The organism is Flavobacterium sp. K5-23, from assembly GCF_023278045.1.
GTDB lineage: Bacteria > Bacteroidota > Bacteroidia > Flavobacteriales > Flavobacteriaceae > Flavobacterium.
In genome coordinates this window covers 1,347,108-1,371,124 of sequence record NZ_CP056783.1, presented here as the reverse complement: position 1 = coordinate 1,371,124, position 24,017 = coordinate 1,347,108, and the positions used below count along the sequence as shown (strand labels likewise).

General features: G+C 34.8%; 19 protein-coding genes. 1 reads left to right on the top strand and 18 read right to left on the bottom strand.

Translation table 11 applies throughout. From position 1 onward, the window contains the following. Positions 1-5: 5 nt before the first annotated feature. From FLAK523_RS06030 to FLAK523_RS05960, 15 genes are all read right to left on the bottom strand, one after another. Entirely contained in the window at positions 6-2,396 is a 2,391-nt protein-coding gene (locus FLAK523_RS06030; RefSeq protein WP_248907597.1) for a penicillin acylase family protein, read from the bottom strand. Between the two features lie 239 nt (positions 2,397-2,635). Beyond that, entirely contained in the window at positions 2,636-3,046 is a 411-nt protein-coding gene (locus tag FLAK523_RS06025; protein ID WP_248907595.1) for a glycine zipper family protein, read from the bottom strand. Between the two features lie 122 nt (positions 3,047-3,168). Next, positions 3,169-4,443 (bottom strand): kynureninase, encoded by a 1,275-nt coding sequence (kynU, locus tag FLAK523_RS06020; protein ID WP_248907593.1) that lies wholly within the window; start codon positions 4,441-4,443, stop codon positions 3,169-3,171. 325 nt (positions 4,444-4,768) lie between these two features. After that, positions 4,769-5,818: a tRNA preQ1(34) S-adenosylmethionine ribosyltransferase-isomerase QueA gene (gene queA, locus FLAK523_RS06015; protein ID WP_248907591.1), complete on the bottom strand. Its 1,050-nt coding sequence runs from the start codon at positions 5,816-5,818 to the stop codon at positions 4,769-4,771. A 184-nt stretch (positions 5,819-6,002) separates the two neighbouring features. Continuing rightward, positions 6,003-7,223 carry a 3-phosphoshikimate 1-carboxyvinyltransferase gene (gene aroA, locus FLAK523_RS06010; protein WP_248907589.1) on the bottom strand — a complete coding sequence of 407 codons (1,221 nt, stop codon included), beginning with the start codon at positions 7,221-7,223 and terminating at the stop codon, positions 6,003-6,005. 100 nt (positions 7,224-7,323) lie between these two features. Beyond that, positions 7,324-7,650 (bottom strand): nucleotide pyrophosphohydrolase, encoded by a 327-nt coding sequence (locus FLAK523_RS06005; RefSeq protein ID WP_039110839.1) that lies wholly within the window; start codon positions 7,648-7,650, stop codon positions 7,324-7,326. Between the two features lie 64 nt (positions 7,651-7,714). After that, complete coding sequence (locus FLAK523_RS06000; RefSeq protein WP_248907587.1) at positions 7,715-8,326, bottom strand: hypothetical protein; 612 nt, start codon at positions 8,324-8,326, stop codon at positions 7,715-7,717. Positions 8,327-8,395: 69 nt separating this feature from the next. After that, on the bottom strand, positions 8,396-11,680 hold the full coding sequence (locus FLAK523_RS05995) for a type ISP restriction/modification enzyme (protein ID WP_248907585.1): 3,285 nt from the start codon (positions 11,678-11,680) through the stop codon (positions 8,396-8,398). Between the two features lie 193 nt (positions 11,681-11,873). Beyond that, a complete protein-coding gene (dtd, locus tag FLAK523_RS05990) occupies positions 11,874-12,326 on the bottom strand; it encodes a D-aminoacyl-tRNA deacylase (RefSeq protein WP_248907582.1) in 453 nt (150 codons plus the stop codon). A 78-nt stretch (positions 12,327-12,404) separates the two neighbouring features. Continuing rightward, complete coding sequence (gene rsgA, locus FLAK523_RS05985; RefSeq protein WP_248907580.1) at positions 12,405-13,382, bottom strand: ribosome small subunit-dependent GTPase A; 978 nt, start codon at positions 13,380-13,382, stop codon at positions 12,405-12,407. A 206-nt stretch (positions 13,383-13,588) separates the two neighbouring features. Beyond that, a complete protein-coding gene (locus FLAK523_RS05980) occupies positions 13,589-14,671 on the bottom strand; it encodes a bifunctional 3-deoxy-7-phosphoheptulonate synthase/chorismate mutase type II (protein ID WP_248907578.1) in 1,083 nt (360 codons plus the stop codon). A gap of 110 nt (positions 14,672-14,781) precedes the next feature. Continuing rightward, positions 14,782-15,633 carry a prephenate dehydrogenase gene (locus FLAK523_RS05975; protein ID WP_248907576.1) on the bottom strand — a complete coding sequence of 284 codons (852 nt, stop codon included), beginning with the start codon at positions 15,631-15,633 and terminating at the stop codon, positions 14,782-14,784. Next, the gene (locus FLAK523_RS05970; protein WP_248907574.1) at positions 15,634-16,782 is read right to left on the bottom strand and encodes an aminotransferase class I/II-fold pyridoxal phosphate-dependent enzyme; all 1,149 of its coding nucleotides are present in this window, start codon (positions 16,780-16,782) and stop codon (positions 15,634-15,636) included. It lies immediately after the preceding gene. 242 nt (positions 16,783-17,024) lie between these two features. Next, positions 17,025-17,852: a prephenate dehydratase gene (locus FLAK523_RS05965; RefSeq protein WP_248907572.1), complete on the bottom strand. Its 828-nt coding sequence runs from the start codon at positions 17,850-17,852 to the stop codon at positions 17,025-17,027. Positions 17,853-18,249: 397 nt separating this feature from the next. Beyond that, a complete protein-coding gene (locus FLAK523_RS05960; RefSeq protein WP_248907570.1) occupies positions 18,250-19,503 on the bottom strand; it encodes a dicarboxylate/amino acid:cation symporter in 1,254 nt (417 codons plus the stop codon). 151 nt (positions 19,504-19,654) lie between these two features. Between FLAK523_RS05960 and gldA the strand changes: the two genes are divergently transcribed. Continuing rightward, complete coding sequence (gene gldA, locus FLAK523_RS05955; protein WP_248907569.1) at positions 19,655-20,554, top strand: gliding motility-associated ABC transporter ATP-binding subunit GldA; 900 nt, start codon at positions 19,655-19,657, stop codon at positions 20,552-20,554. A 95-nt stretch (positions 20,555-20,649) separates the two neighbouring features. Here gldA and FLAK523_RS05950 read toward each other — a convergent pair whose 3' ends face one another. From FLAK523_RS05950 to metF, 3 genes are all read right to left on the bottom strand, one after another. Beyond that, complete coding sequence (locus FLAK523_RS05950; RefSeq protein WP_248907567.1) at positions 20,650-21,267, bottom strand: hypothetical protein; 618 nt, start codon at positions 21,265-21,267, stop codon at positions 20,650-20,652. A gap of 131 nt (positions 21,268-21,398) precedes the next feature. Beyond that, on the bottom strand, positions 21,399-22,802 hold the full coding sequence (locus FLAK523_RS05945) for a pyridoxal-dependent decarboxylase (protein WP_248908053.1): 1,404 nt from the start codon (positions 22,800-22,802) through the stop codon (positions 21,399-21,401). 231 nt (positions 22,803-23,033) lie between these two features. Beyond that, positions 23,034-23,990: a methylenetetrahydrofolate reductase [NAD(P)H] gene (gene metF / locus FLAK523_RS05940; RefSeq protein WP_248907564.1), complete on the bottom strand. Its 957-nt coding sequence runs from the start codon at positions 23,988-23,990 to the stop codon at positions 23,034-23,036. Between the last annotated feature and the right edge of the window lie 27 nt (positions 23,991-24,017).

Below are 24,017 nucleotides of genomic sequence, written 5' to 3'. Positions count from 1 at the left end.
AAAACTTATTTTTTATATGGAATAAACACCAATTTTGTTGACGTCTTGATTATTTCCCCCTTATTCATCTTCATTTTCCTAAACTTACCTTTATTATACATTTCAGCTTGATCGCTATAATGAGAGCTAAAAGGATTTCCAGACTGGCCTGTTGGTAAAATACTCCAGCTATTTTCTATATCTGAAAAATCAATAACTCTTCTGGTTGAAGGCCCTCCGTCAACAGTATGTTTCTCTTCATTATTGTAATAAAACATCTGATTGTTAATTACCTCATTTGTTCCTGAAACTTCAAAAGGCCCCACATTAAATATTTTCCTCAAAGCTTCAATTTTACCCAATGGATGGTTAAATTCAACTTGATGTACTTTATTCCAAGTCCAAGAGTCCACTGAGCCCCCTAATTGTTTTTCTAATGAAGCAACCGTCTCATTAAATGATTTAGACAAAACATCTCTTCGGGTTTCTTTTTTGTTTTTGGTTGTAACGTTATCCCACCAAAGCGAATTCTCATTGTCAATTTGCTTTGCAATGATTTGCTTCATAATATGAGTCTTTAAAAACTGTTTAAACCCATCAACTCCTAGCTCATCTTCAAAGGTGTTTTTCAAATAGAAATAAACCCATTTACTGTATATCGTTTGCGCTACATCATCTAAATTACTTGTTCCTTTCCACGATTTTAAAATGGCAATTGCTTCTTTTTCATTTTTCGAAAGTGATTTTACATTTAAATTAGCAATCAAACTCTTAACTACAACAGGAGCTACAATTGAGGTATTATCAGTAATCATTTCACTAACAGATTCTTTATCCCAATTGGATTTAGGGTCTAATAATTGTGTAATCCTTTTTGCTCTATCTTCAGGAAGATAATATCCAGGGTACAAAAACCCATCAATCGCTTCGGCTTGATTATTTGCTGAATACACATAATTCCAATCGGGGTTTGTAGCTGAAGGATTTTTGGCGAAGTCTAAAAACTCCTTTATATCATCATTCCCGGAAGCACCATCTAGAATAAAGTTAGGATTTACTCCTTTATTGTGTTTGTATAACTTTCCAGTTGCCCACCAAGACACATTCCCTTTAGCATCACCATACATAACATTCAACCCAGGAGCCGCAATAAGACTAACTCCTCTTTGGAAATCTTCAATTTTCTTAGAATGTGACAACGAATATACCGCATCAAGAATTTGGTTTCGCTGTTGAGTATAAATCCAAGACATTGCCACTGGTTTGTTTTTATCCAAACCATCTATCAAATCATTCATAACAGGGCCATGGCGGCTCACTTTTACATTCAACACCACATCTACAGAGTCTTTTACTTTAATGGTTTTTTTTCGAATTTCATAAGCTTTGAAACCGTCAGGCGTTTTGTATTTATTGCTATCAGTTGGGCTGTTTTCCTCTTGATACAAATCGATATCATCGTTTTCAAACATCGTTATCCCATAAGCATATTCTCTATTGTGACCTAACAAAGGGTAAGGAGTTCCTGCAAGATAGCAACCGTATAATTCAAAATCCGGTGTTACTATATGTGCTTCATACCACGTTCCCGGCTGTGAAAAACCAATATGTGGGTCATTTGCCAAAATTACTTTTCCGCTTTTCGTTTTCTTCCCCCCTATTACCCAACTATTGCTTCCTATAAACGGAGGAACAGGAGACTGCTCTAATAAAGCAGCAACCGATTTTGAAATAACACTATATTCTTCAGGGTTTTCTTTAGCGTTTTTAATTTGGGTAGAATTAAAAGAGCCATCAATTCCAAAATCTTTCAAATATTCCATTCCGTATTTGTTTCGAATATCAGTCAGTAGAGGATCAGACTTTTGTGCCATAGCAAAGCTAAAAGACATATATCCATAAATATTATAAACGTCTTTTATTGTAAATTTCTCTTTCTTTATACCTAACATTTGAAACTCAATAGGAGAAGTTCCTACATCCATATATTGATTGATCCCTTCTAAATAAGACAACATCAATTGATAACTTTGACTGTTTTTATCCAATTCTGAAATCGCAATTTCCGAAGCTTCTTCAATACCAAGCCCTGCAAAAAATTTATCATTCTTTAAAGCAACAGATCCGAAAATTTCTGACAAACGACCAGGTGCAATGCGTCGGATTAATTCCATCTGCCATAAACGATCTTGCGCATGCACATATCCCAAAGCCACCATTGCATCTTTGGAATTATTGGCATAAATATGAGGCACACCAAATTCATCAAAATACACCGTAGTTTCTTCTTTAATGTTTTTCAAATCTACATTCCCTTCATATTTAGGTTTTAAATAGTAACCATAAACACTCAAAGCTAATGCTAGCACTACCATTATTATTATTAAAACCAGTAGTCCTTTTTTAATTTTATTCATTTTTAAGTTTTATTAAGCAAACAAATATAAATGATTTCAAAATAATTCTAACAAATTGCTTAACAACAATGAATAACAATTCTGAAAATTCAATATTTTATTCATAGAAAGATACTTCTTGAATATGTATAGGTCCAACAAATCACTCCCTCTATTCCACTAAAATAATGTTAAACAAAAAAAGTGTCTAAATCACAAATACGACTTAGACACTCCTTTTATATAATAAATAAATTATTCTATTCCTTTTTACTTCCGTCGATAATTGCGCCAGTTCCAGCACCAACACCAGCACCTGCGAGGCCACCTATTATAGCTCCTTCTCCTTTTTTCTTGCTAATAACCGCACCTGTTACAGCTCCAACTCCAGCACCAATTACGGCCCCTTTTGCTGCTCCACTCCAACCCTTCTTCTTAGTCACAGTTGTAGTAGTTGTAGTGCTTCCAGCCGGTTGATTAACAATAACAACTTCTTTTTGCGCAGCTGCTTTACTCATTTCAATTTGCATTGAATCGATAACTTTTTGCTTCTCAATTTCAATTTTCATTGAATCTATACTTACCTGCTTGGCATCTTCAATATTCATTTCTCCTTGATTTTTACAAGAAACTAATGCTAGCGCTAATAACGCAAAATATACTATTTTCATAATTGTGATTTTTAGATTTTATAACTGAACAAAGAGACAGCTAAATCCTGCATAAAGACTTATACAATTCCGTCAAATAGTTGTAAAATTCCAAGAATAAAAATCATCTTAACTTATAAGTATTAAAGCAATATACCTTCTTTCAATATTTGACCAAAATCATACATGTCTTCAAAAGAACAATATAATGGCACAGGAGCTAAACGAATTACATTAGGCTCACGCCAATCGGTAATAACACCCCTCTTCATTAAATAATCAAAAAGGCTACGTCCCTCACCATGCAGAAGAACGGAAAGTTGACATCCTCTTTCAGAAAGATCTGTTGGAGTAATGATTTCGAATGTACTATCTACTTCTTTATCTATTTCATGAAGAATAAATTCTAGGTATGAAGTGATTTTATCTCTTTTTTCAATAAGCGCATCCATTCCTATTTCGTCAAACATTTCAACTGAAGCTAAGTAAGGTGCTAGGGAAAGTATTGGTAAATTACTGACTTGCCAACCATCAGCGCCATGAACTGGGTCGAATGTAGGCTCCATCTTGAAACGGCGTTCTTTATTGTGTCCCCACCAACCGGCAAATCTTGGTAAATCAGGGTTATTATGGTGTTTTTCATGCACAAAACAACCAGACGCGTTTCCAGGTCCTGAATTCATATATTTATAACTGCACCAGGCAGCAAAATCCACATTCCAATCGTGTAGTTCTAATTTAATGTTTCCGGCAGCATGGGCTAAATCCCATCCTACTTTTGCTCCTGTCTTATGTCCCGCAGCAGTTATAGTTTTCATATCAAAAACTTGCCCCGTGTAATAGTTCACTCCTCCTATTAATACTAAAGCTAATTCGTCACCTACTTCGGCAATTTTAGCTAAAACATCTTCAATACGGATATTGTGTTCCCCTTCTCTCCGTTTAATTTCGACAATTGCATCTTCAGGCTTTAAACCGTGAGAATGAACCTGGGATTGAAACATATACTGATCTGATGGGAATGCTTTTTCTTCGCAAATGATTTTATACCTTGTTGCTGTAGGACGATAAAAAGAAACCATCAACAAGTGCAGATTTACAGTTAAGGTATTCATTACCGTAATTTCAGAAGGCAATGCCCCTACTATTTTACTCAACGGATTTGCGAATCTTTCTTGATAATCCCACCACGGTTTTTTAGCATAAAAATGCCCTTCTACAGCGAGATTTGCCCAGTCGTCCATTACTTCATCAACATAGGCTTTTGTTCTTTTGGGTTGTAGTCCCAATGAATTTCCGGTAAAATAGATTACTTTTTCTCCGTTTACTTTTGGAAAAATAAATTCATCTCTATATTTATTTAGTTTGTCTTGAGAATCAAGTTGCTGTGCAAATTCTTTAGTATTTTCGAAAATCATTATATATCGTGTTTGTGTCGTAAAAATAGTAAAAAGAAATTATCGAGAAAGGAAAAACAAGGAAAAGGGATAAGTGTAAAAAACCAAAATTATTCATCATCTACTGCGTTAGGGATGGAAATGTACTGCGTTAGGGATGGAAATGGAAAGCTTTATTATTGAAAATAGTAGTAATACAGTAAGGAGGAAGCGACCAACGGAAGCTCCCGGACTACTAGTATTACTTTATTTTTAATAATAAACTTGAAATGGACAGCCCGAAAACGCCCAAAAAAAAATCTCGCCATTGCTGACGAGATTTGTGAATTAACCTTTAGGTATGTTTTTAGATGATAAGCATCGCATCACCGTAAGAATAGAATTTATACTCTTCTTTAATAGCTTCTTCATACGCTCTTTTCATTAAATCGTGACCACAAAAAGCGGAAATCATCATTAACAAAGTTGATTTTGGAGTATGGAAATTTGTAATCATACAAGTTGCCAAACTGAATTCATGAGGAGGGAAGATAAATTTGTTTGTCCATCCGTCAAAAGGATTCAATGTGCTTTGAGACGAGACAGAACTTTCAATAGCACGCATTGATGTAGTACCTACAGCGCAAATACGTTTCTTTTTCACTTTTGCATCATTTACAATATCACAAGCTTCTTGAGTAATTTTTAATTCCTCAGAATCCATCTTGTGCTTTGATAAATCTTCAACTTCAACTGGATTGAAAGTTCCTAAACCTACGTGAAGTGTTACCTCAGCAAATTTGATTCCTTTAATTTCCAATTTTTTCAATAAATGCTTAGAGAAGTGAAGTCCAGCAGTTGGAGCTGCTACAGAACCTTCCTCTTTAGCATAAATAGTTTGGTAACGCTCAGCATCTTCAGGAGTTACGTCTCTACTTATGTATTTTGGGATAGGAGTTTCTCCAAGTTCCGTTAATTTTTTTCTGAATTCTTCATACGAACCATCGTAAAGGAAACGCAATGTTCTTCCACGAGAAGTTGTATTATCAATAACCTCAGCCACTAATGAATCATCATCCCCGAAATACAATTTATTTCCGATTCTGATTTTACGTGCTGGATCTACTAATACATCCCAAAGACGTTGCTCAGCATTTAATTCTCTAAGTAAGAAAACTTCAATTCTAGCTCCTGTTTTTTCTTTGTTACCATATAAACGAGCTGGAAAAACTTTGGTGTTATTTAATATTAAAACATCCCCATCATCAAAATAATCAATTACATCTTTGAAAGTTTTATGTTCGATCGTTTGTTTTTTACGATCAATAACCATCAAGCGCGATTCATCTCTGTTTTCAGACGGATACTCGGCAAGAAGTTCTTTAGGTAAGTCAAATTGAAAATGTGATAATTTCATTTTAGAAAGTTATAAGTTATGAGTTATAATTTCTAAGTTTTGATCCTCATAATTATAATCGTTTGCAAATATACGATTGTGAGATAGGCGTTGTCAAGTGTTTTGCCGTTTATTTTTCCTATTCCTCCTCTATTCAAACTCCTTAAGCACAAAAAAAGTTCTTACCCCTTTAAAATATGCCTTTTTATGAAATATTAAAACCCAGTTTTTTCATATCATCCCAAAAATCAGGATACGATTTTGAAACTACTTCGGCATTTTCAATAATAATTGGCACTTTTAAGGCCAATGGAGCAAATGCCATTGCCATTCTATGGTCATTATAAGTTGCTATTTTTACATTGTGATTGATATTTCCTGAAGCAACAAGCGTTAGGCTATCATTAGTAACTGAAATAGCAGCACCTAGTTTAGTCAACTCGATTCTTAGTGCTTCTAGTCTATCCGTTTCTTTAATTTTTAAAGTATGCAAACCCGTTAAATGGCAACCAATACCTAAACCGAGACAAGTGACCACAATTGTTTGCGCAATATCCGGAGTGTTGTTTAAATCTAAGTTTAAATCTTTAGGATTAAAGTTAGCCTGTTTAGTAAGTATCATTTGATTTCCATCAAAATGCGTTTCAACTCCCATTTGTTTATAGATTTCGACCAAGGCCGAATCTCCTTGCAAACTGTTTTCTTTATAACTGTTTAATGTAATGGAAGCTGTATCAGCAAGAGCCACTAAACTGAAAAAGTAAGAAGCGGAACTCCAGTCAGATTCTACAGTTAAAGATTTGGGATTTGAGATTTGGGATTTGGGATTTACTGTAATCGTATTTCCAACAAATGAGGTTCCCACCCCAATCTCTTCAAGCAAAGCCAAAGTCATTTTGATATAAGGAACAGAAGTTATTTCACCAACTAAAGTTAATTCTATTCCGTTTTCTAGTTTTGGCGCCACAAGTAAAAGTGCCGAAATGTACTGACTGCTTACATTTGCCGGAATATTCACTTTAGAAACTGTTATTTTTTGACCTTTTATTCGAATAGGTGGATAGCCCACTTCATTTTCATAAGTGATTTTTGCCCCAAGCTGTTCCAGTGCTTCCACTAAAACTTTTATAGGGCGTTCTTTCATTCTGTCTGACCCGGTCAAAACCACTTCGCGACCCTCATTTACTGCATAAAAAGCGGTAAGAAATCGCATGGCCGTTCCAGCATGATGAATATCTATTAATTCTTCATTTCCTTTCAATGCTTTTTGCATAACCTCACTATCATCAGAATTTGATGTGTTAGAAAGTGTAACATTAGGGAACAGCGCTTGTAACAACAACAATCTGTTGGTTTCACTTTTGGATCCCGTAACTGCAATTTGAGCCTGTAAGTTAGAATGGGAAGTTTGTAACAGTAAATTCATGTTTTAAAATATGAGTTAAGAATTATGAATTACGGTCAGCATAATTCAAGTCCGCAATTTACCACTCCTCGTTTATAATTCATAATTTACAATCCACAAATTACTTCAGTTTTTCATTGTTTTTGTGACGATCTTTATCGCGCACTGATTTCAAATCCATCTTTTTATCAAAAGCAGCTTGTAAATCAATACCTGTCTGGTTAGCCAAACACAATACAACAAAAACCACATCGGCTAATTCTTCGCCAAGGTCTTTGTTTTTATCGCTTTCTTTCTCGGATTGTTCTCCATAACGGCGTGCAATAATCCGGGCAACTTCACCTACTTCTTCAGTAAGTTGTGCCATATTAGTCAGTTCATTGAAATAACGAACTCCGTGTTCTTTTATCCAGGTATCAACGTCCAGTTGGGAATTTTTCAGGTTCATAGTTTTTATTATTAGAATTAACCCTTTCAGGGTTTAAAACCCTGAAAGGGTTAAACGGGTTAAATTATTCAATTATCAAATTATTGATTTCGTTTAAATTTTGTTGTTGATTGTGATAAAAAACAAAGTTTTCTATATCAACAAATAACTCAATTACCTCGTCTCTTTTAAGTTTGGTTGGTCTATTAGAAATTACTGTTCCGTAGGATGACCAAGGATATAAACTCATTTGTTTGACAAAACCGTGATGTACTGGATTGTTATGGATATAAAAAATCAATTGTTGAAAATACTTTTCAGAAGTGACTACTTTTCTTTCGAAAGTTGTTTCAAACAAACTTCCTGTTCTATTGTGGCGTTTATTTACTGCCTGAGTATAAGCATTGAACAAATGCGAGAATTGTCTTGACGGATCAATAATTTTTGGTTTTTCTGTAGTGTTATACGTCAACTCATTAGGATCTATTTCCGTTTTATCTTTAATTCGAACCAAGATATGAAAGTGATTCTTCAACAAACACCAAGCAAATGTATCTGCAATAGGCTCGATATACTTAGCATACAACCGAAGAAAATGATAGTAATTCTCATTTTCAAGAAATATATTAATTCCATTATTACCACGGTTATAAATGTGATAGTAATTACCGTGAAGAATGGGTTCTTTTATTTCCATATTACTACTTGTTTTTAATTTTAAACTTTTAACTCTAACAGGGTTTTAAACCCTGTTAGAGTTAAAAGTTTATTCTATTTCTATTGCATCGATTGCCGCCATCAATCTATTAGTCTCACTTAACGCAACTATTATTTTTTGATAATGGGCAATATCGTCAAACTCTAACTTTCTCCCTTTTCTATCTTTCAACCATTTTTGTGCGGGTTGATACCCGCCTATATAAAAACTCCAAGCCACTTCAGGAACGTTGTCAAAATACTGGGTTTCGTTTATCCATACTTTACCTTCAGCTCTATCAGGGTTTTGAACCCTGATAGAGTTTGCCTCGAAACGTGGTTTCTCAACTACGCAATCGCCATCAATATTAAAATCTGTGATATATTCTTCTACTATTTCGCTTTCCAGCAAATGAATTTGGCGTATTTGCGAACCTAATTCGACTAATTCCCAGAAGGTTTTAGTGTCTTTTGGAAACGGAATTTTAGGGAAATCAATTTTCAAGAATTCTTTGTATTTCTCTCGGTATGTTGGCGAATGCAAAACGGCATAAATATAATCCAGAATATCGATTGGAGCAAAATTGTCTCTGAAATCAGGGATAACTTCGTCATTGTTAGCCATACAGACATTGCCATAAACTTCTTTTTCAGCAACAAAAGCTAAACCTAATTTCTTGGCTATTTTATTGACTATTTCTGGGTTTAGATTTGGGATTCTGGCTGCGATTTCGTTTTGTTTGTCTACGTCTATCGCTGTCAGGGTTTCAAACCCTGACAGCGATTGTTGTTTTCCGTTCGTTTCGGGGTAAAGATAGAGGGGAAAAACTTGACAGCCTTCTTTTGTTTTATTAGATATAAAACATTGATCAGAGATTATATTTGAAACAAATATGTGATTGAAATTATTACCTGCTAATTGTCTAGTTGAAATGATGGCTACATTTTTATTGTCAAAATGCTTCAATACTTTTGTATTTAATCTTGCCACAAAATTTGTATCATAGTATATATATCTTTTATCAAAACATCTATAATTTTGAACTTTAAAATTATCCTCAATTATACCATTTTTTTGTATTTCATTTCTTGATTTTATCAAATCCCAATTATCATTATCCTTTAATTTTAAATCATATTTATTAGATAAATTTTCATTTGATAAATCTTCTTCTAAAAAATCATTCAATCTCTTTTTAATAGAAGGTTTGTTAAAATCTGTGATAAACTTATCCCTTTTTGTTAATAGCCCTAATGAGTTTATTATATATAATTCATTTAATGCAAATCCTTTGTCATATTCTTTTTGTTCATCAAAATCTTTGTTAACGAAAAAATAATAAGGAGCAATATTTGGTAGTTTATTAAAATCAATTGTATTTAATGAATTCTCCGTAAGAAAATCATATTTAAAATCTCGCTTTCCAAATAAATCATAATGAAAAACTTTACCCAATTCATTTGCTTTTTTGTTTCCCGTTTTTACAAAAATAGTAATGGCAACCCCTTGCATAATGTCAAAAACATTTACGTCCGCAGAACCATCAGGAGAAATTTCTTTTTTCTTTGCATTTCCGTGTAAGTCTATCGTGTAAATCTTATCATAGGTTTTTAACAGATTCCAGCGCATTCCTCTAAATGTTGGATTATCCAGAAATCCGTGTGGGTTAATAAATGCCAAAACTCCACTGCCGTTTTTTTCTATATAATATTGTCCGTAACGCAGGAATTTCACATAATCGTCATTTATGAATTTTGAATTTTGTTCTTTCAGTTTTTCTTTTCCTCCTGGTTCTTTCTTGTAATCGTCCATCAATTTCATAATCCACTCGCCTTTATTGTTACTCTCGCCGCTATAAGGAGGATTCCCAACAATGCACATTACAGGCGTGTCCCGCTTAATAAAATTAGCTTCGTTAGCTTCACTACTTAACCAGTTAGCAAATAAAGTTCCTGTGTCAGGATGGCTTTCTTCTAGACTATTAGTTAGATATATTTTTAAACGTTGTTCTTTAGTAGGTTTAAAACCAGTTTCAGTAAGCAGTAAATCCATTTGCAAATGTGCCATTGCATAACTTGCCATCAATAACTCAAAACCATTGAGTCGTGGCAATAAATGGGTTTCTATATAAGTGCTCCAAACGCCTTGTTGTCCTTTGAATTTTTTATGAACGTGCTTCACTACTTCGGCAAGAAAAGTTCCTGTTCCCGTTGCTGGATCCAGTATTTGTACTTTATGCACTTCTTGTTCCACTTTCTTTCCTTGAAGGTCAACTTTTATTTTGGTTTTACTTTTGTCCGCTAAACCTTGCGGCAAATCGAATTCGGTTTTTAGTATATCATCAACGGCACGAACGATAAAATTCACGACTGGTTTTGGTGTGTACCAAACGCCACGCGCTTTCCTCAGTTTCGGGTCGTATTCACTCAGGAAAGTTTCATAAAAATGGATAATGGGGTCTTCCATTTTGGTTGACTTCCCGTAATTTTTAAGGATTTGGGCAACGTTACACGCCAAGAAAATATCCACTAACGAATCTACAATCCATTTTATACGGTCATCAATATCCGGTCCAGCGATGTAACCAAACAGTTTTCTTAAAAAAGGGTTTGATTTGGGGATTAACTCGGCCGCTTCTTGTCTGGAAAAAGTGGGTAAAGTGGGATCGTGCAATCGTGCGGCAAACATTCCGTAAGCAATAGTTTGTGAGTAAACATCAGCAAACCCTTTGGGTGTTATATCGTGAATTAAGATTTCTTTGAAAGCGTTCATTTGGTCTTTCAAAGTACTGTCTTCATTGTGTGTTTCATCACTGGTCAACGCTTTTTCAATCACATCCGATAATAACCGCGCTTTTCCCGCCATCATTTCGGCCAGTTTCTTCGAGCTTTTTATAGATTGACTAATGTGGACACAAAAATCCTTAATGAGATTTGCAAAAGCCGTGAAATTATCTGGTAAAGGGACAATCGTTCCCTCTTGAACTTCAGCAATGGCAATTTTTGTGATAAAAAGCCCGTCAATGTATAGATGGAAGTCTAAATAATCTGTAAAAATCAAATTATTTAAAGATTTTTTATAACGGTCAAATTGTTCTTTATTTCCCGTTTTTTTTATTCCGGACAAATCTTTGTCGCCTATGTCTTTGGCTTCAATAAAACCTACAGGAATATCTTTTTTAGTGATGATATAATCTGGAGCTCCACATTGTTGGCGTTTGGGCTCATTAGTTGCGGCTACATCAGTTACAATACTTTCAATGAGTTGCTTTAAATCACCACGATACGTGTGTTCAGTAGCATTTCCTCGTTTATAAGCTGAATTTATATTTTGAATGTATTGTTCTAAAGTCATTTGAGTTGTATTCGAACAAATATAAAGAATTGGAACATAAAAAAACACCTAGAGTGAGGTGTTTCTTATAATAATTTTCGGTATTTACTTTTAATATTTGGAGAGCTTCTTAAACAAGTGAGAACATCATTGTACTCTTGTGTCGACAACTTTCCTATTAAAGTATACTCTTTGGGTTTAATCTCAGTAAAACTTATTCTCTGTTTTTACTGTCAATCAGTATTGTTACTGGTCCGTCGTTAATTAAGCTAACTTTCATGTCAGCCCCAAAAACCCCAGTTTGTACTTTTTTATTTAATTCCTTTTCTAATTCCTTCACGAAATTTTCATAGAGCGGAATGGCAACATCAGGTTTTGCTGCTTTTATATAGGAAGGACGATTCCCTTTTTTAGTGGTAGCATGAAGGGTGAATTGACTCACGACAATAACATCACCATTTATATCTTGAACCGATAAATTCATAATGTGGTTTTCATCTTCAAAAATCCGGATTTTAGTGATTTTACCCACTAACCAGTCGATGTCTTCCTGCGTGTCAGCATCTTCAATCCCAACAAGAATCAATAGCCCTTTTTGAATATCAGCTACTACTTTATTTTCGATAATTACAGATGCTGAGGAAACACGTTGAAGTACGACTTTCATATTTTAAAGAATAAAATTTTCTAAATCACAATAAATTAAACAGTACTATTAGAATTCCCATTTCTGGGGATAGGAGGCTTACTCTCTAGTTTTATCACTTGCTTTTCGATCTTCATCGTGAACATCAGTACGATAATTCTCGTCATCGCCTTCCAGTATTTTCAAGTAACTTTTATAACGTGACCAAGCTATCTCATCTCTATCTAAAGCTGCCTTAACAGCACAATGTGGTTCTTCTTTATGTAAACAGTTATTGAATTTACATTGATCTTTCAACTTGAAAAATTCAGGGAAATAACCCCCAATTTCTTCCTTTTCCATATCAACAATTCCAAAACCTTTTATCCCTGGAGTATCGATAATTCGAGCATCAAAAGACAAATCATACATTTCAGCAAATGTCGTAGTGTGTTGTCCCTGCTTGCTTGCTTCAGAAATAGTTTTTGTTTTAAGATGTAACGAAGGTTCCATAGCATTTACCAAAGTTGATTTCCCAACACCAGAATGCCCAGAAAACATACTCACTTTCCCTATCATCATTTCTTGTAACTCAGCCACACCCGTCCCTTCAGTTGATGAGACTCGTAAGCATTTATAACCAATTTCCTGATAGACGTGTTGCATATACAACTGCTCGTCTAGCGTTTCTTCGGTTAAAGTATCAATTTTATTAAAAACTAGAATTGTCTCTATCCCGTAAGCCTCAGCAGTTACAAGGAAACGATCTATAAAATTAAAAGTTGTAGGTGGATTATTAATAGTAATCAATAAAAAAACACGGTCAATATTAGAGGCAATAATATGCATCTGATGAGACAGATTCACTGACTTACGAACGATATAATTCTTTCTCTCATGAATATTATGAATCGTACCAGTAACGGTATCCGAAGATTCTTCGTGTTCATAATCCACAATATCGCCAACAGCAATAGGATTAGTACTTTTTATACCTTTTATCCTAAACTTCCCTTTCATTCTACACTCAATAAAATCACCTTGTAATGATTTAACGGTGTACCAACTCCCTGTAGATTTATATACGATTCCTGTCATGCTTGATTTACAAATTAAGAATTATGATTTTATCCTGAGACTTCGAGGTAAAACCTTAATTCTTTGCAAAGATAATTCATTGTTTGAAGTTTAAAGTTTAAAGTTTAAAGAATTTCACTTTGAACAATAGATCTCTAGTTCCTTAGAAATCAAAAACCCCATAATTCAAATAAATTATGGGGTTGTAGTCTTAAATATAATTCTAATTAAGCATTTAATATTTTCTCTTGGTGTCCAATACTTTCCTGGTGAATTGCCTTAAACATTCTAAGTACAAATTCTTCAGAAAGCCCTTTTTGTTCTCCTTCTAAAATCATTTTTCCTAAAATTTCATTCCAACGGGTGTTTTGTAATACAGCTACATTCCCTTCTTTTTTCACTTGACCTATTTCGTCAGCTACTTTCATTCTTTTACCTAATAGCTCAAGAAGTGAAGCATCAAGAACATCGATGTTTGCTCTTAATTTTTTCATCTTCTGGTTGTATTCATCCGTTTCCCCTTCTAATTTTCTAATTTTTAAATCTATAAAAATTTGTTTTAAAGCTGTTGGTGTAACTTGTTGTGCAGCATCACTCCAAGCGTTATCTGGATCAACATGTGTTTCGATAATCATACCGTCATAATTCAAGTCTAACGCTTGTTGAGTTACTTCAAGAATCATAGCGCGGTCTCCCGTGATATGAGATGGATCAATGATAAGAGGTAAATCAGGGAATTTATTTTGCAATTCTATAGGAATCTGCCATTCTGGAATGTTTCTGTATTTTGTTTTCTCATAAGTAGAAAACCCTCTATGAATCACTCCTAACTTCTCTATTCCTGCCATATGTAAACGTTCCACACCACCTAGCCACAAAGCTAAATCTGGATTTACAGGGTTTTTAATCAAAACAATTTTATCTGTTCCTTTTAAAGTATCCGCTATTTCTTGAACCGCAAAAGGGTTTGCAGTAGTACGCGCTCCAATCCACAATACATCAATATCGTGTTCTATCGCCAACTTACAATGAGCAGCTGTAGCTACTTCAGTACCCATAAGCAATCCTGTCTCTGCTTTTGCTTTTTGCAACCATTTCAAACCAATTTCTCCTACACCTTCAAATCCACCTGGACGTGTTCTTGGTTTCCATATTCCAGCTCTAAACACACTTACATCAGAATCTTTCAATTCATGTGCAATTTTCAATACTTGATCTTCTGTTTCCGCACTACAAGGACCAGCTATTACTAGTGGATGAGTTAAATTGAAGTTTTCCAACCATGTTCTCATTTCTTTCTTGTTTTCCATCTTGTTTTAGTTTTTAGTTTTATTATCGTTTTTCCCCTCCCCAACCCTCCCCGAAAGGGAGGGAGCCGAAACGGGAATGTTTATGTTTCATTATTCTTATTAACCAATGATTACTTTACCATTCCGTTTAATATCTCTTTTATTCTGTTGACACTTTCCATTTCTTCGTAAATAGCATCGTAATCTTCGTTTATTAGTAGTTCTTTAAATTGGGTCAAATTAGAAATATACTCCTCTAATGTTTTTACTACTTGCTTTCTGTTTTGTTTAAAAATAGGAGTCCACATAGCAGGTGAACTTTTGGCCAGACGAACCGTACTTTCAAATCCACTTCCCGCCATATCAAATATATCTTGTTCGTGTTTTTCTTTGTTTATGACTGTTTTTCCTAGCATAAATGCACTTATATGTGACAAATGAGAGACATAAGCAATATGCTTGTCATGTGATTTAGGCTCCATATATCTTATTCTCATTCCAATAGCTTTAAAAAGATCCAAGGCTTTCTCTTGCAATTTGAACGCTGTTCTTTCGACTTCGCAAATGATATTTGTTTTGCCCTGAAACAACCCCTTTATTGCCGCTGATGGCCCCGAAAATTCTGTCCCTGCAATGGGATGGGTAGCTATAAAATTTCTTCTTTTGGAATGATTTGCAACCGCTTCACAAATTGGCGCTTTTGTCGATCCCACTTCAAATACAATCGTATTCTCACCAATTACATCTAACACTTTAGGCAAAACTGTTAGAGCAACATCAACTGGTACAGATACAATTACAAAATTTGCATTCGATAAATTTTCAAATTTTCCTTCTGAATCAATTACTCCTATATCTAAAGCTTCTTGAATATGATTTTCATTAGTGTCAATTCCATAAACTGTTGCCTCTGGGTATAATTCTTTTATATCCAAACCCATCGATCCGCCTATTAATCCTATTCCTATTATGTAAATTTTCATTTAGTTAAATCTATCAATTGCTTCTTGTACTTTCTCTTCTTTTACACATAATGCAAATCGAATATATCCTTCTCCGTTGCTTCCAAAAATGGTTCCAGGGGCAATAAAAATATGTTTCTCGTGCAGTATTTTGTCAATAAACTTTTCAGCAGAAGTTATTCCTTCCGGTAGTTTTGCCCAAACAAACAATCCCACTCCCTCTTTATACACCTTGCAATTTAATTTCTCCGCTAACTGCTCAGTTAAAATTCGTCTTTTTCTATAAATTACATTTTGATCCTCAAACCATGATTTATCACAATTCAATGCCGCTATAGCTCCTTTTTGTATTCCAAAAAACATACCGCTATCCATATTACTTTTCACCTTCAAAACAGCATCGATACAAGCAGCATTTCCTAAAACCATACCCACACGCCAACCTGCCATATTAAATGTTTTGCTCAGAGAATTAAGTTCTAATGAAACGTCCTTCGCTCCTTCTACTTGCAACAAACTCATTGGATTGTCATTCAAAACAAAACTATACGGGTTGTCATTTATTAACAATATCTGATGTTTTTTGGCGAAAGCCACTAACTTTTCAAATAATCCAATACTCCCTCTAGCTCCCGTAGGCATATGAGGATAACCCATCCACATGATTTTCACTTTAGTCAAGTCTAATTTTTCTAAAGCTTCAAAATCTGGCTCCCAATTATTACTTTCTTTTAAATCATAATAAACTGGAACGGCACCTACTAAATTTGTCACCGAAGTATATGTTGGATACCCAGGATTCGGAATTAAAACATGATCCCCTTCATTCAAGAAAGCCAATGAAATATGCATAATTCCTTCTTTAGAACCCATTAAAGGCAAAACTTCCGTATTGAGATTTAAGTCAACATTATAATTGTTTTTATAAAAATCAACCATGCTTTTTCTTAATTCTGGCAATCCTTGATAACTCTGATATTGATGTGCATTTTCATCTTGCATTGCCAGTGTTACCGCTTCAATAACTTCATTTGAAGGCTTTAAATCCGGACTTCCAATTCCCATATTGATAATAGGTTTCCCTTCAGAAGCAAGCTGTCTTACTTCTCTCAGTTTTGAAGAGAAATAGTATTCTTCAATTATATCTAAACGCTTTGCTGTTGTAATCATGGTTTTTTGTCCCCTCCCCAACCCTCCCCGGAGGGAAGGGAGCCTTAACGGACTGGGAGATTTATTAAATTTATACTACTAATTTACTCAACTCTATTTCTTTTGCCTTTTGCCTTTTGCCTTTTGCCTTTTGCCTTTTGCCTTTTGCCTTTTGCCTTTTGCCTTTTGCCTTTTGCCTTTTGCCTTTTGCCTTTTGCCTTTTGCCTTTTGCCTTTTGCCTTTTGCCTTTTATCCCTTCGGGATTAGGGTTTTGTGTTTTTGTACTCGCCCAATACCTTGAAGTATTCAGCCATAATTTCTAATAATGACTTTGCTTTTGCATAATCATTGTAATCTTCGAATGTTACATCCACAAAAAAAGAATATTTCCAAGGCGTTTCGATTTTAGGTAAAGATTGTATTTTGGTTAAATTTATTTTACAATCACTCATTACATTTAAAACCGCTGCTAGACTTCCCCTTTTATGATCCAATTCGAATTTTAGAGAAGCTCTATTAATTTCGTTTTCTTTCAAGAAAGAATTTTCTTTTTTGATGATAACAAAACGAGTCATGTTGTTTTTTATCGTTTGAATTTCTGGTGCTAAAATTTCCAAATCATACATTTCAGAAGCAGTTTGACTGGCAATCGCTGCAATACCTTTTAACTGATTTTGCTGAATTCTGCGAGCCGTTTCGGCGGTGTCTTTGTCTTCAACTAATTTTACGTTTGGATATTTTTTTAAGAAATCCATACATTGTAATAATGCCATCGGATGGGAATGAACTTCCAATATATCTTCCATTTTTTGACCTTTAAGCGCCATTAAATTTTGATGAATACTTAAATAATGTTCCCCAATTATGTGCAAATTATTCTTGTCAATCAAAGCATAATTTGGAATAATTGGCCCTGCAATAGAATTTTCTATAGCCATTACTGCCTGATCTGATTTACCGGACATTAGACTATCCACTAATTCCTCAAAGGACAAACACTCCTCAATTTCAACCACTTGGTCAAAATATTCTTGAACCACCTGATGATGAAAAGATCCTAATATTCCTTGTATTGCAATTTTTGTATTCATTTTGTTCACTTTAACGCAAAAAAAAATCCCGATGCGAATCGGGATTGTATATTTATATTTATCTATTTAATATTTTAATTAAATAACCATACAACAATCCCTATCCTCTTTCCAGATGAAATAATAAGTATTGCTAAAATAAAATCGGTTATTCAACATTGTGTTGTCTTTTATGAAATAAATTCTATGCGAATGTATAAATAATATTAAGGCCACCAAAAAAAAAGAGCTTTTTTATTAAACAAAAAAAGTATTCTCTAAAAAACTGGTTTTTAATTACATAATAATCATTAAAAGCTGATTATATTCTTTTTAAAATATCCTTAGAAAATGAATTTTATTGAAAATTCCAATATATACTTTGAAATTAAACTCCAAAGGAACATCAAAATCCACCCTAAGTAGTCAATCTAGATGATAGCCAATTCTTTCCTTCAGAAATTCTGGTAATCAACATAGAGGAAACCACATCACCGTTAGCATTCAAAAGTGTAGCCATAGGATCTACTAATGTTCCTACGATCATTGCTGCGGGTAAAGCTTGTTCCATAGGGAAACCATAAATCGTGATGGCCAGTATTTCACCTATATAACCTCCATTTGGAATTCCTCCTTCAACAACCGAAACGATTACTGTAATTCCTAGTGCCGTAAGCAAGGTGTATGGATCCGTAAAATCTTTTCCAAACATCGCAAATATAACCGCAATCTTTATAATCGAAGACATACTTGATCCGTCTTTATGTAAAGGAGCGCCAAGAGGTATTGCTACGTTTCTAATATAACTTGGTATTTGCATTTTCTCAGCAGCTTCCAGGTTTGCCGGAATAGTAGCGATACTACTGCAAGTTCCTAAAGCAGTTAAAGATGGTGTTATATTGTTTCCCCAAAATACTTTTAATCCTTTTTTACCTCCTGCAAGAAGAGCGTATAAACTAAAGAAAACTACAAAATAGAAAGCACAAACCCCATAATACAACCCTAAAGGCTTCGCATAAGCACCAAATAATTGTGGCCCAAAAATACCAACTTGATATGCAAAATAGGCACCTAATCCTACAGGAGCCGTTTTCATAATCAAATGCAATAATTGTTTCATCACCTCGTTACCAGAATTTAGAAAAGTTCTAAAGCCTTCTCCTTTTTCACCAGAACGTAAACTGGCAAAGCCAATTAAAAAAGAAAATATAATTAATGCCAACATACTTTTTCTGGAAAGCAACTCATAAAAATCACCCGCGGTCAATAATTGAGTGATTTGAGAACCTCCGCTTTCAGTTTGCATACTCTCTAATGGAATATTGGAAATGATTATATCTTGATGTATGGGGAAAATCAGTACTCCCACAATCATCAGTATTGCGGATATCAACACGGTACTTAGAAAAACACCAATTACAACCACAAACAACTTCCCTAATTTCTCTGATTTTTCAAGACTGGCGATGGATGAGGCAATCGTAAAGAAAATTAAAGGAATAATAGCCGTGAAAAGTAAATTCAAAAATATATCTCCAAGTGGTTTTATAACTTCTACTCCTTTACCAAAAACTAATCCTAATATACTTCCAGCGATAATACCACAAAGCAACCAAATAATACTGCTGTATGTTTTAAACAAACTATTTGGTTTTATAGTTTCTTGACTCATATTTTCTATATTTTTTATAAATATATTATTCTATTTTTAAATATATCAAACATTGTTTTCTTTTTTTATGATATTCACTTATTTGTTATTGATTGTGAAAAAACTATAAATCAATAATTTTTCTGTTTACTTTTGTTCAAAATAATACAATATGTCAATAGAAGTAAATAACATCTCCAAAAGTTACGGTGCCCAAAAAGCACTAGACAACATTTCCTTTTCTATAAACAAAGGAGAAATTGTTGGTTTTTTAGGTCCAAATGGAGCTGGAAAATCTACATTAATGAAAATATTGACAACTTACATCCATTCAGATGAAGGTTCAGCTGTTGTAAATGGTCACGATGTAAATTCAGAACCAAAAGCAGTTCAGCTTTCCATAGGGTATTTACCAGAACATAATCCGCTGTATTTGGATTTGTATGTGAGAGAGTATCTGTCTTTTAATGCTGATGTGTATAAAGTGGCTAAATCCCGAATCGAAGAAGTGATTCAACTGACAGGATTAAGCACAGAAAGTCATAAAAAAATAGGACAATTATCGAAAGGGTACCGCCAGCGTGTGGGACTTGCCAATGCTTTGTTGCATAATCCTGATGTTTTGATTCTGGACGAACCTACAACTGGTCTAGACCCGAATCAATTAATCGAGATTCGGAACGTGATTAAAAACGTGGGAAAAGACAAAACCGTTTTTCTATCAACGCATATTATGCAAGAAGTGGAAGCGATTTGTGACCGCGTGATTATCATCAACAACGGAAAAATAGTTGCCGACAAAAAAATGGATAACTTAATCTCAGAAGACAAAGAACAAGTTATTGAAGTAGAGTTTGATTATAAAATCGAAGAGCAAGCAATTGCTAAAATCGAAAATCTTACTTCTTATAAAAATACCCACGATATGATTTGGGAATTGACCTTTACAACTGACAAAGATATGCGCCCTGCCGTTTTTGATTTTGCCACAGCAAATGGTTTAAAAACTTTGCAACTTAATCAGAAAAATAAAAATCTAGAGGCAGTGTTCAGGGAGATTACGAAAAAGTAGGCAGTGGTCAGTTTTTAGTGTTCAGACAAAAAAAGAAGCTCATTTAAAATTATTTTAAATGAGCTTCTTTTTTTATAGTAAGGGAAAAATTAAAATTATGATTTCGGTAACGGGGCTCCCACGGCAATATCACAACGGTGACCGTCTTTTCCGTGTTCAGGATTCATTCCCGAAGGAGTTTCAGTAGCAGTAGTTGATAATAAAGCTGGCACTGGTTGCTGAAGAGTATATTTTTGTGAAGCTTCATCTGAATTTTCGCTTGTAGTTGTTAAAGGTTTTGAATTTAAAGGCGCTCCTACAGCTATATCACAACGATGGCCACTCTCTCCATGTGGAGGATTCACTCCCTTCGGCGTTACTGTTTTAGCGGTTGCTGTTTGAGTACTTGTACCTATTTGCAAAGGTTGGGCAGTAGCTGACGGTCCAGCCGCAGTTCCATTTCCCGGTGAATTTAAGGGTGCTCCATCTGGTATATCACAACGGTGATTTGGTTGTCCATGTGGAGGGTTCATACCAGGTAAAGTAGCCGTAGCTATTTTTGAATTATTTTGTGTTTCGGTGGGCAATGTTGATTGGCCTTGAACCGCTGAAGTTGATTGCTGCCAAAAAGGGACTACAGTACTAGGGTCAGCTTGTTCTTTTTCGGTGTCATTATTTTTACAGGAAGTAATCGTAATTGCGGTCACTAGAAGTGTATAGAATAAGTATTTCATATCTAAATAATTAGAAGCTAATAATCAAATATAAGCATTTATAACCCTGTAAGCAAAAAGCAAATTGTTTTAAAAAATAAATAGAATGATTCACTGTCCTAATTTTATCAAAAAATTTCTGAATTCAATTCTTAAATTGACAAAAGAATTTCTTCCATTTGGGCAATAGCAATCTGAATATCCAGTTCACTCGTTCTCCAGTTCACAAACGAAGCACGAATTCCTTTTCGGTTTTCATAAATTGTTGGTGTCATAAACACTTTGCCTTTTTCGTTAAGAACTGTCAAAAACGAACTCACTTTTTCCTGATTGTGGTCTCCCGCCAAAGTAAAACAAACGTTGTTCAAACGTGTTGGTGCCAATAGTACGTAGTTTTCGTTTTGACTTATAAAATCGTCAAATTGCAACGCCATAGCAACACTGTTTTCTATAATTTCTTGATATCCTTGTTTGCCATACGCCAATAACGAAAACCAAACTGGCAATGCTTTTAAACGTCTCGAATTTTCCGGCAAGAAATTAAGATAGCTAAAATTCTCCAATGGGTCACCCAAATAAGGCGCATTCGAGTTTTGAAAAACTTCTACTTGTAGATTTTCATGTTGTTCTTTAACCAAATAAAAAGCGCTTTCGTAAGGAACATTCAGCCATTTATGGCAATCGATAGTAATTGAATCTGCGCTATGCCAGCCACTAACTAAATGTTTGTACTTGGGCGAACAAGCGGCAAAACCTCCAAAAGCGGCATCGATATGCCACCAGAAATTGTGTTTTTCTTTCAGTTTGGTAATCGCATTGAAATCATCAAAATCAGCGGTATTTACCGTTCCTGCACTGGAGATTAAAATGAAAGGTTTTCCGTTTAGACTTTCGATATTTTTTTCTAAATCGGCAATGTCTATCGCTTCACGGTTTCCTTCGATAGTTTTTATTTTGGTGAAATTTTGACTTCCTATCCCTAACATCGCCAAACATTTTATAGAAGACGAATGCGGTGTTGCAGAAAGAATATGGATTGATTCTGAAATTCCGTTTCTGGCAAAATCCTTTCCCAACTGGTTTCCGAACCATTGTCGAGCGACAGCCAAACAGGTGAAATTAGGCATGGTGGCACCCGTAACAAATCCGCCAAGAAAAGATTTTGGCAAATCTAACAATTGCAAAAGTAAGTTGATCGTTTCAATTTCAATTAAAGCTGAAACTCCACCACGTCCTTTTGTGGCTTGCGTATTTTGATCATAAATAGTTGTCAACCAATCACCAACAATGGAAGCCGGTGTAACGCCACCTGTTACAAATCCCCAATAGCGAGGTCCCGTTTGCGAAACCATCAAAGGAGCCAACCGCTGGTTGAATTCTTCTAAGGCGGACAATGCTCCCAAACCCGAATCGTCCAGATTTCTGTCGGTGGTTATGGTGTTTTTTGTAGAAGTAGGAATAGTATCAATTGAATTTAAAAAATCAATTCCTTGCTGTTTTACTCTTTCAAGGATCGTTTCAATATCGTTTAGGTCTTGTTTCAGAATTGGGTTCATTGTTTTCAATTGAAATTTTATTGTAGCAAACTTATCAAATATCAATTCCCTTTTGTCATTTAGACGCATAAAAATAGTCTGATTTAAAATTATTTTCCTGAATGACAATTACTGTAAATAATCACAAATACCATAGCCCAGATGGAAGCGGCATCCTTTTGCAAAAAATCCAGTTCGCCGCGGCGAACTGGATTTTTTGTAAAAGATATAGCGGACAGCTGGAAAAAGCTCCTAAAAAACCTTAGAGGCTATTTGTCGAATATTTTCTGATTTACCCATAGAATAATAATGCAACACAGGAACACCAGCCGCTTTTAATTCTAATGATTGCTGGATTGCCCATTCGATTCCCACCTGTCTAATATCAGCATTGGTCTTGCATTTCTCCACTTCATGAATCAAATCCTCTGGTAAATCGATACGGAATATTTGCGGTAATATTTGCAAATGTCTTTGTACTGCGATAGGTTTAATTCCCGGAATTATAGGCACTGTGATTCCCATTTCTCGTGCTTTGGCAACAAATTCAAAATATTTTGCATTGTCAAAAAACATCTGGGTCACCACATAATCAGCACCTGCATCCACTTTTTCTTTTAATCTTCTTAAATCAGAAAGTAAAGACGGGGATTCTAAATGTTTCTCCGGATAACCCGCCACTCCAATACAAAAATCGGCTTTGTTATCAATGTGCATTACGTCATGTAAATACTTCCCATCATTCAATTGGTTGATTTGATGTACCAAGTCTACCGCGAAATTGTTTCCACCCATTTTTGGAACAAAAGACTGTTCGTCTTTCATAGCATCACCACGAAGTGCCATCACATTGTCTAGTCCTAGGTAATGACAATCCACCAATAAATACTCGGTTTCTTCCTTAGTAAAACCACCACAAAGCACGTGCGGAATAGTATCTACATTGTACTTGTGCTTTATAGACGCACAAATCCCAAGTGTTCCCGGGCGCATTCTGGTCATTTTTTTATCTAACAATCCATTGCCTTTATCAATATAGATAAACTCTTCCCTAGATGTCGTAACGTCAATAAATGGCGGATTAAACTCCATCAAAGGATCGATATTGTCGTATAATTCCTGAATATTCTTCCCCTTTTGAGGCGGAATAATCTCGAAAGAGAATAACGTTTCTCCTTTTGCGTCTTCTATATGTTGTGTTACTTTCATTGTTAAGTCTTAAAGTTTTAAAGTCGA

Excerpts from the sequence above, each read along its gene's own strand:
- FLAK523_RS05960 (WP_248907570.1), bottom strand. The coding sequence starts at position 19,503 with ATGAGTCAAGAAACTATAAAACCAAATAGTTTGTTTAAAACATACAGC.
- FLAK523_RS05965 (WP_248907572.1), bottom strand. The coding sequence starts at position 17,852 with ATGAATACAAAAATTGCAATACAAGGAATATTAGGATCTTTTCATCAT.
- rsgA (WP_248907580.1), bottom strand. The coding sequence starts at position 13,382 with ATGACAGGAATCGTATATAAATCTACAGGGAGTTGGTACACCGTTAAA.
- FLAK523_RS05995 (WP_248907585.1), bottom strand. The coding sequence starts at position 11,680 with ATGACTTTAGAACAATACATTCAAAATATAAATTCAGCTTATAAACGA.
- dtd (WP_248907582.1), bottom strand. The coding sequence starts at position 12,326 with ATGAAAGTCGTACTTCAACGTGTTTCCTCAGCATCTGTAATTATCGAA.
- gldA (WP_248907569.1), top strand. The coding sequence starts at position 19,655 with ATGTCAATAGAAGTAAATAACATCTCCAAAAGTTACGGTGCCCAAAAA.
- FLAK523_RS06005 (WP_039110839.1), bottom strand. The coding sequence starts at position 7,650 with ATGAACCTGAAAAATTCCCAACTGGACGTTGATACCTGGATAAAAGAA.
- aroA (WP_248907589.1), bottom strand. The coding sequence starts at position 7,223 with ATGAATTTACTGTTACAAACTTCCCATTCTAACTTACAGGCTCAAATT.
- FLAK523_RS05970 (WP_248907574.1), bottom strand. The coding sequence starts at position 16,782 with ATGATTACAACAGCAAAGCGTTTAGATATAATTGAAGAATACTATTTC.
- FLAK523_RS06000 (WP_248907587.1), bottom strand. The coding sequence starts at position 8,326 with ATGGAAATAAAAGAACCCATTCTTCACGGTAATTACTATCACATTTAT.
- FLAK523_RS05980 (WP_248907578.1), bottom strand. The coding sequence starts at position 14,671 with ATGGAAAACAAGAAAGAAATGAGAACATGGTTGGAAAACTTCAATTTA.
- metF (WP_248907564.1), bottom strand. The coding sequence starts at position 23,990 with ATGAAAGTAACACAACATATAGAAGACGCAAAAGGAGAAACGTTATTC.
- FLAK523_RS05945 (WP_248908053.1), bottom strand. The coding sequence starts at position 22,802 with ATGAACCCAATTCTGAAACAAGACCTAAACGATATTGAAACGATCCTT.
- kynU (WP_248907593.1), bottom strand. The coding sequence starts at position 4,443 with ATGATTTTCGAAAATACTAAAGAATTTGCACAGCAACTTGATTCTCAA.
- FLAK523_RS05975 (WP_248907576.1), bottom strand. The coding sequence starts at position 15,633 with ATGAAAATTTACATAATAGGAATAGGATTAATAGGCGGATCGATGGGT.
- queA (WP_248907591.1), bottom strand. The coding sequence starts at position 5,818 with ATGAAATTATCACATTTTCAATTTGACTTACCTAAAGAACTTCTTGCC.
- FLAK523_RS06030 (WP_248907597.1), bottom strand. The coding sequence starts at position 2,396 with ATGAATAAAATTAAAAAAGGACTACTGGTTTTAATAATAATAATGGTA.
- FLAK523_RS05950 (WP_248907567.1), bottom strand. The coding sequence starts at position 21,267 with ATGAAATACTTATTCTATACACTTCTAGTGACCGCAATTACGATTACT.
- FLAK523_RS06025 (WP_248907595.1), bottom strand. The coding sequence starts at position 3,046 with ATGAAAATAGTATATTTTGCGTTATTAGCGCTAGCATTAGTTTCTTGT.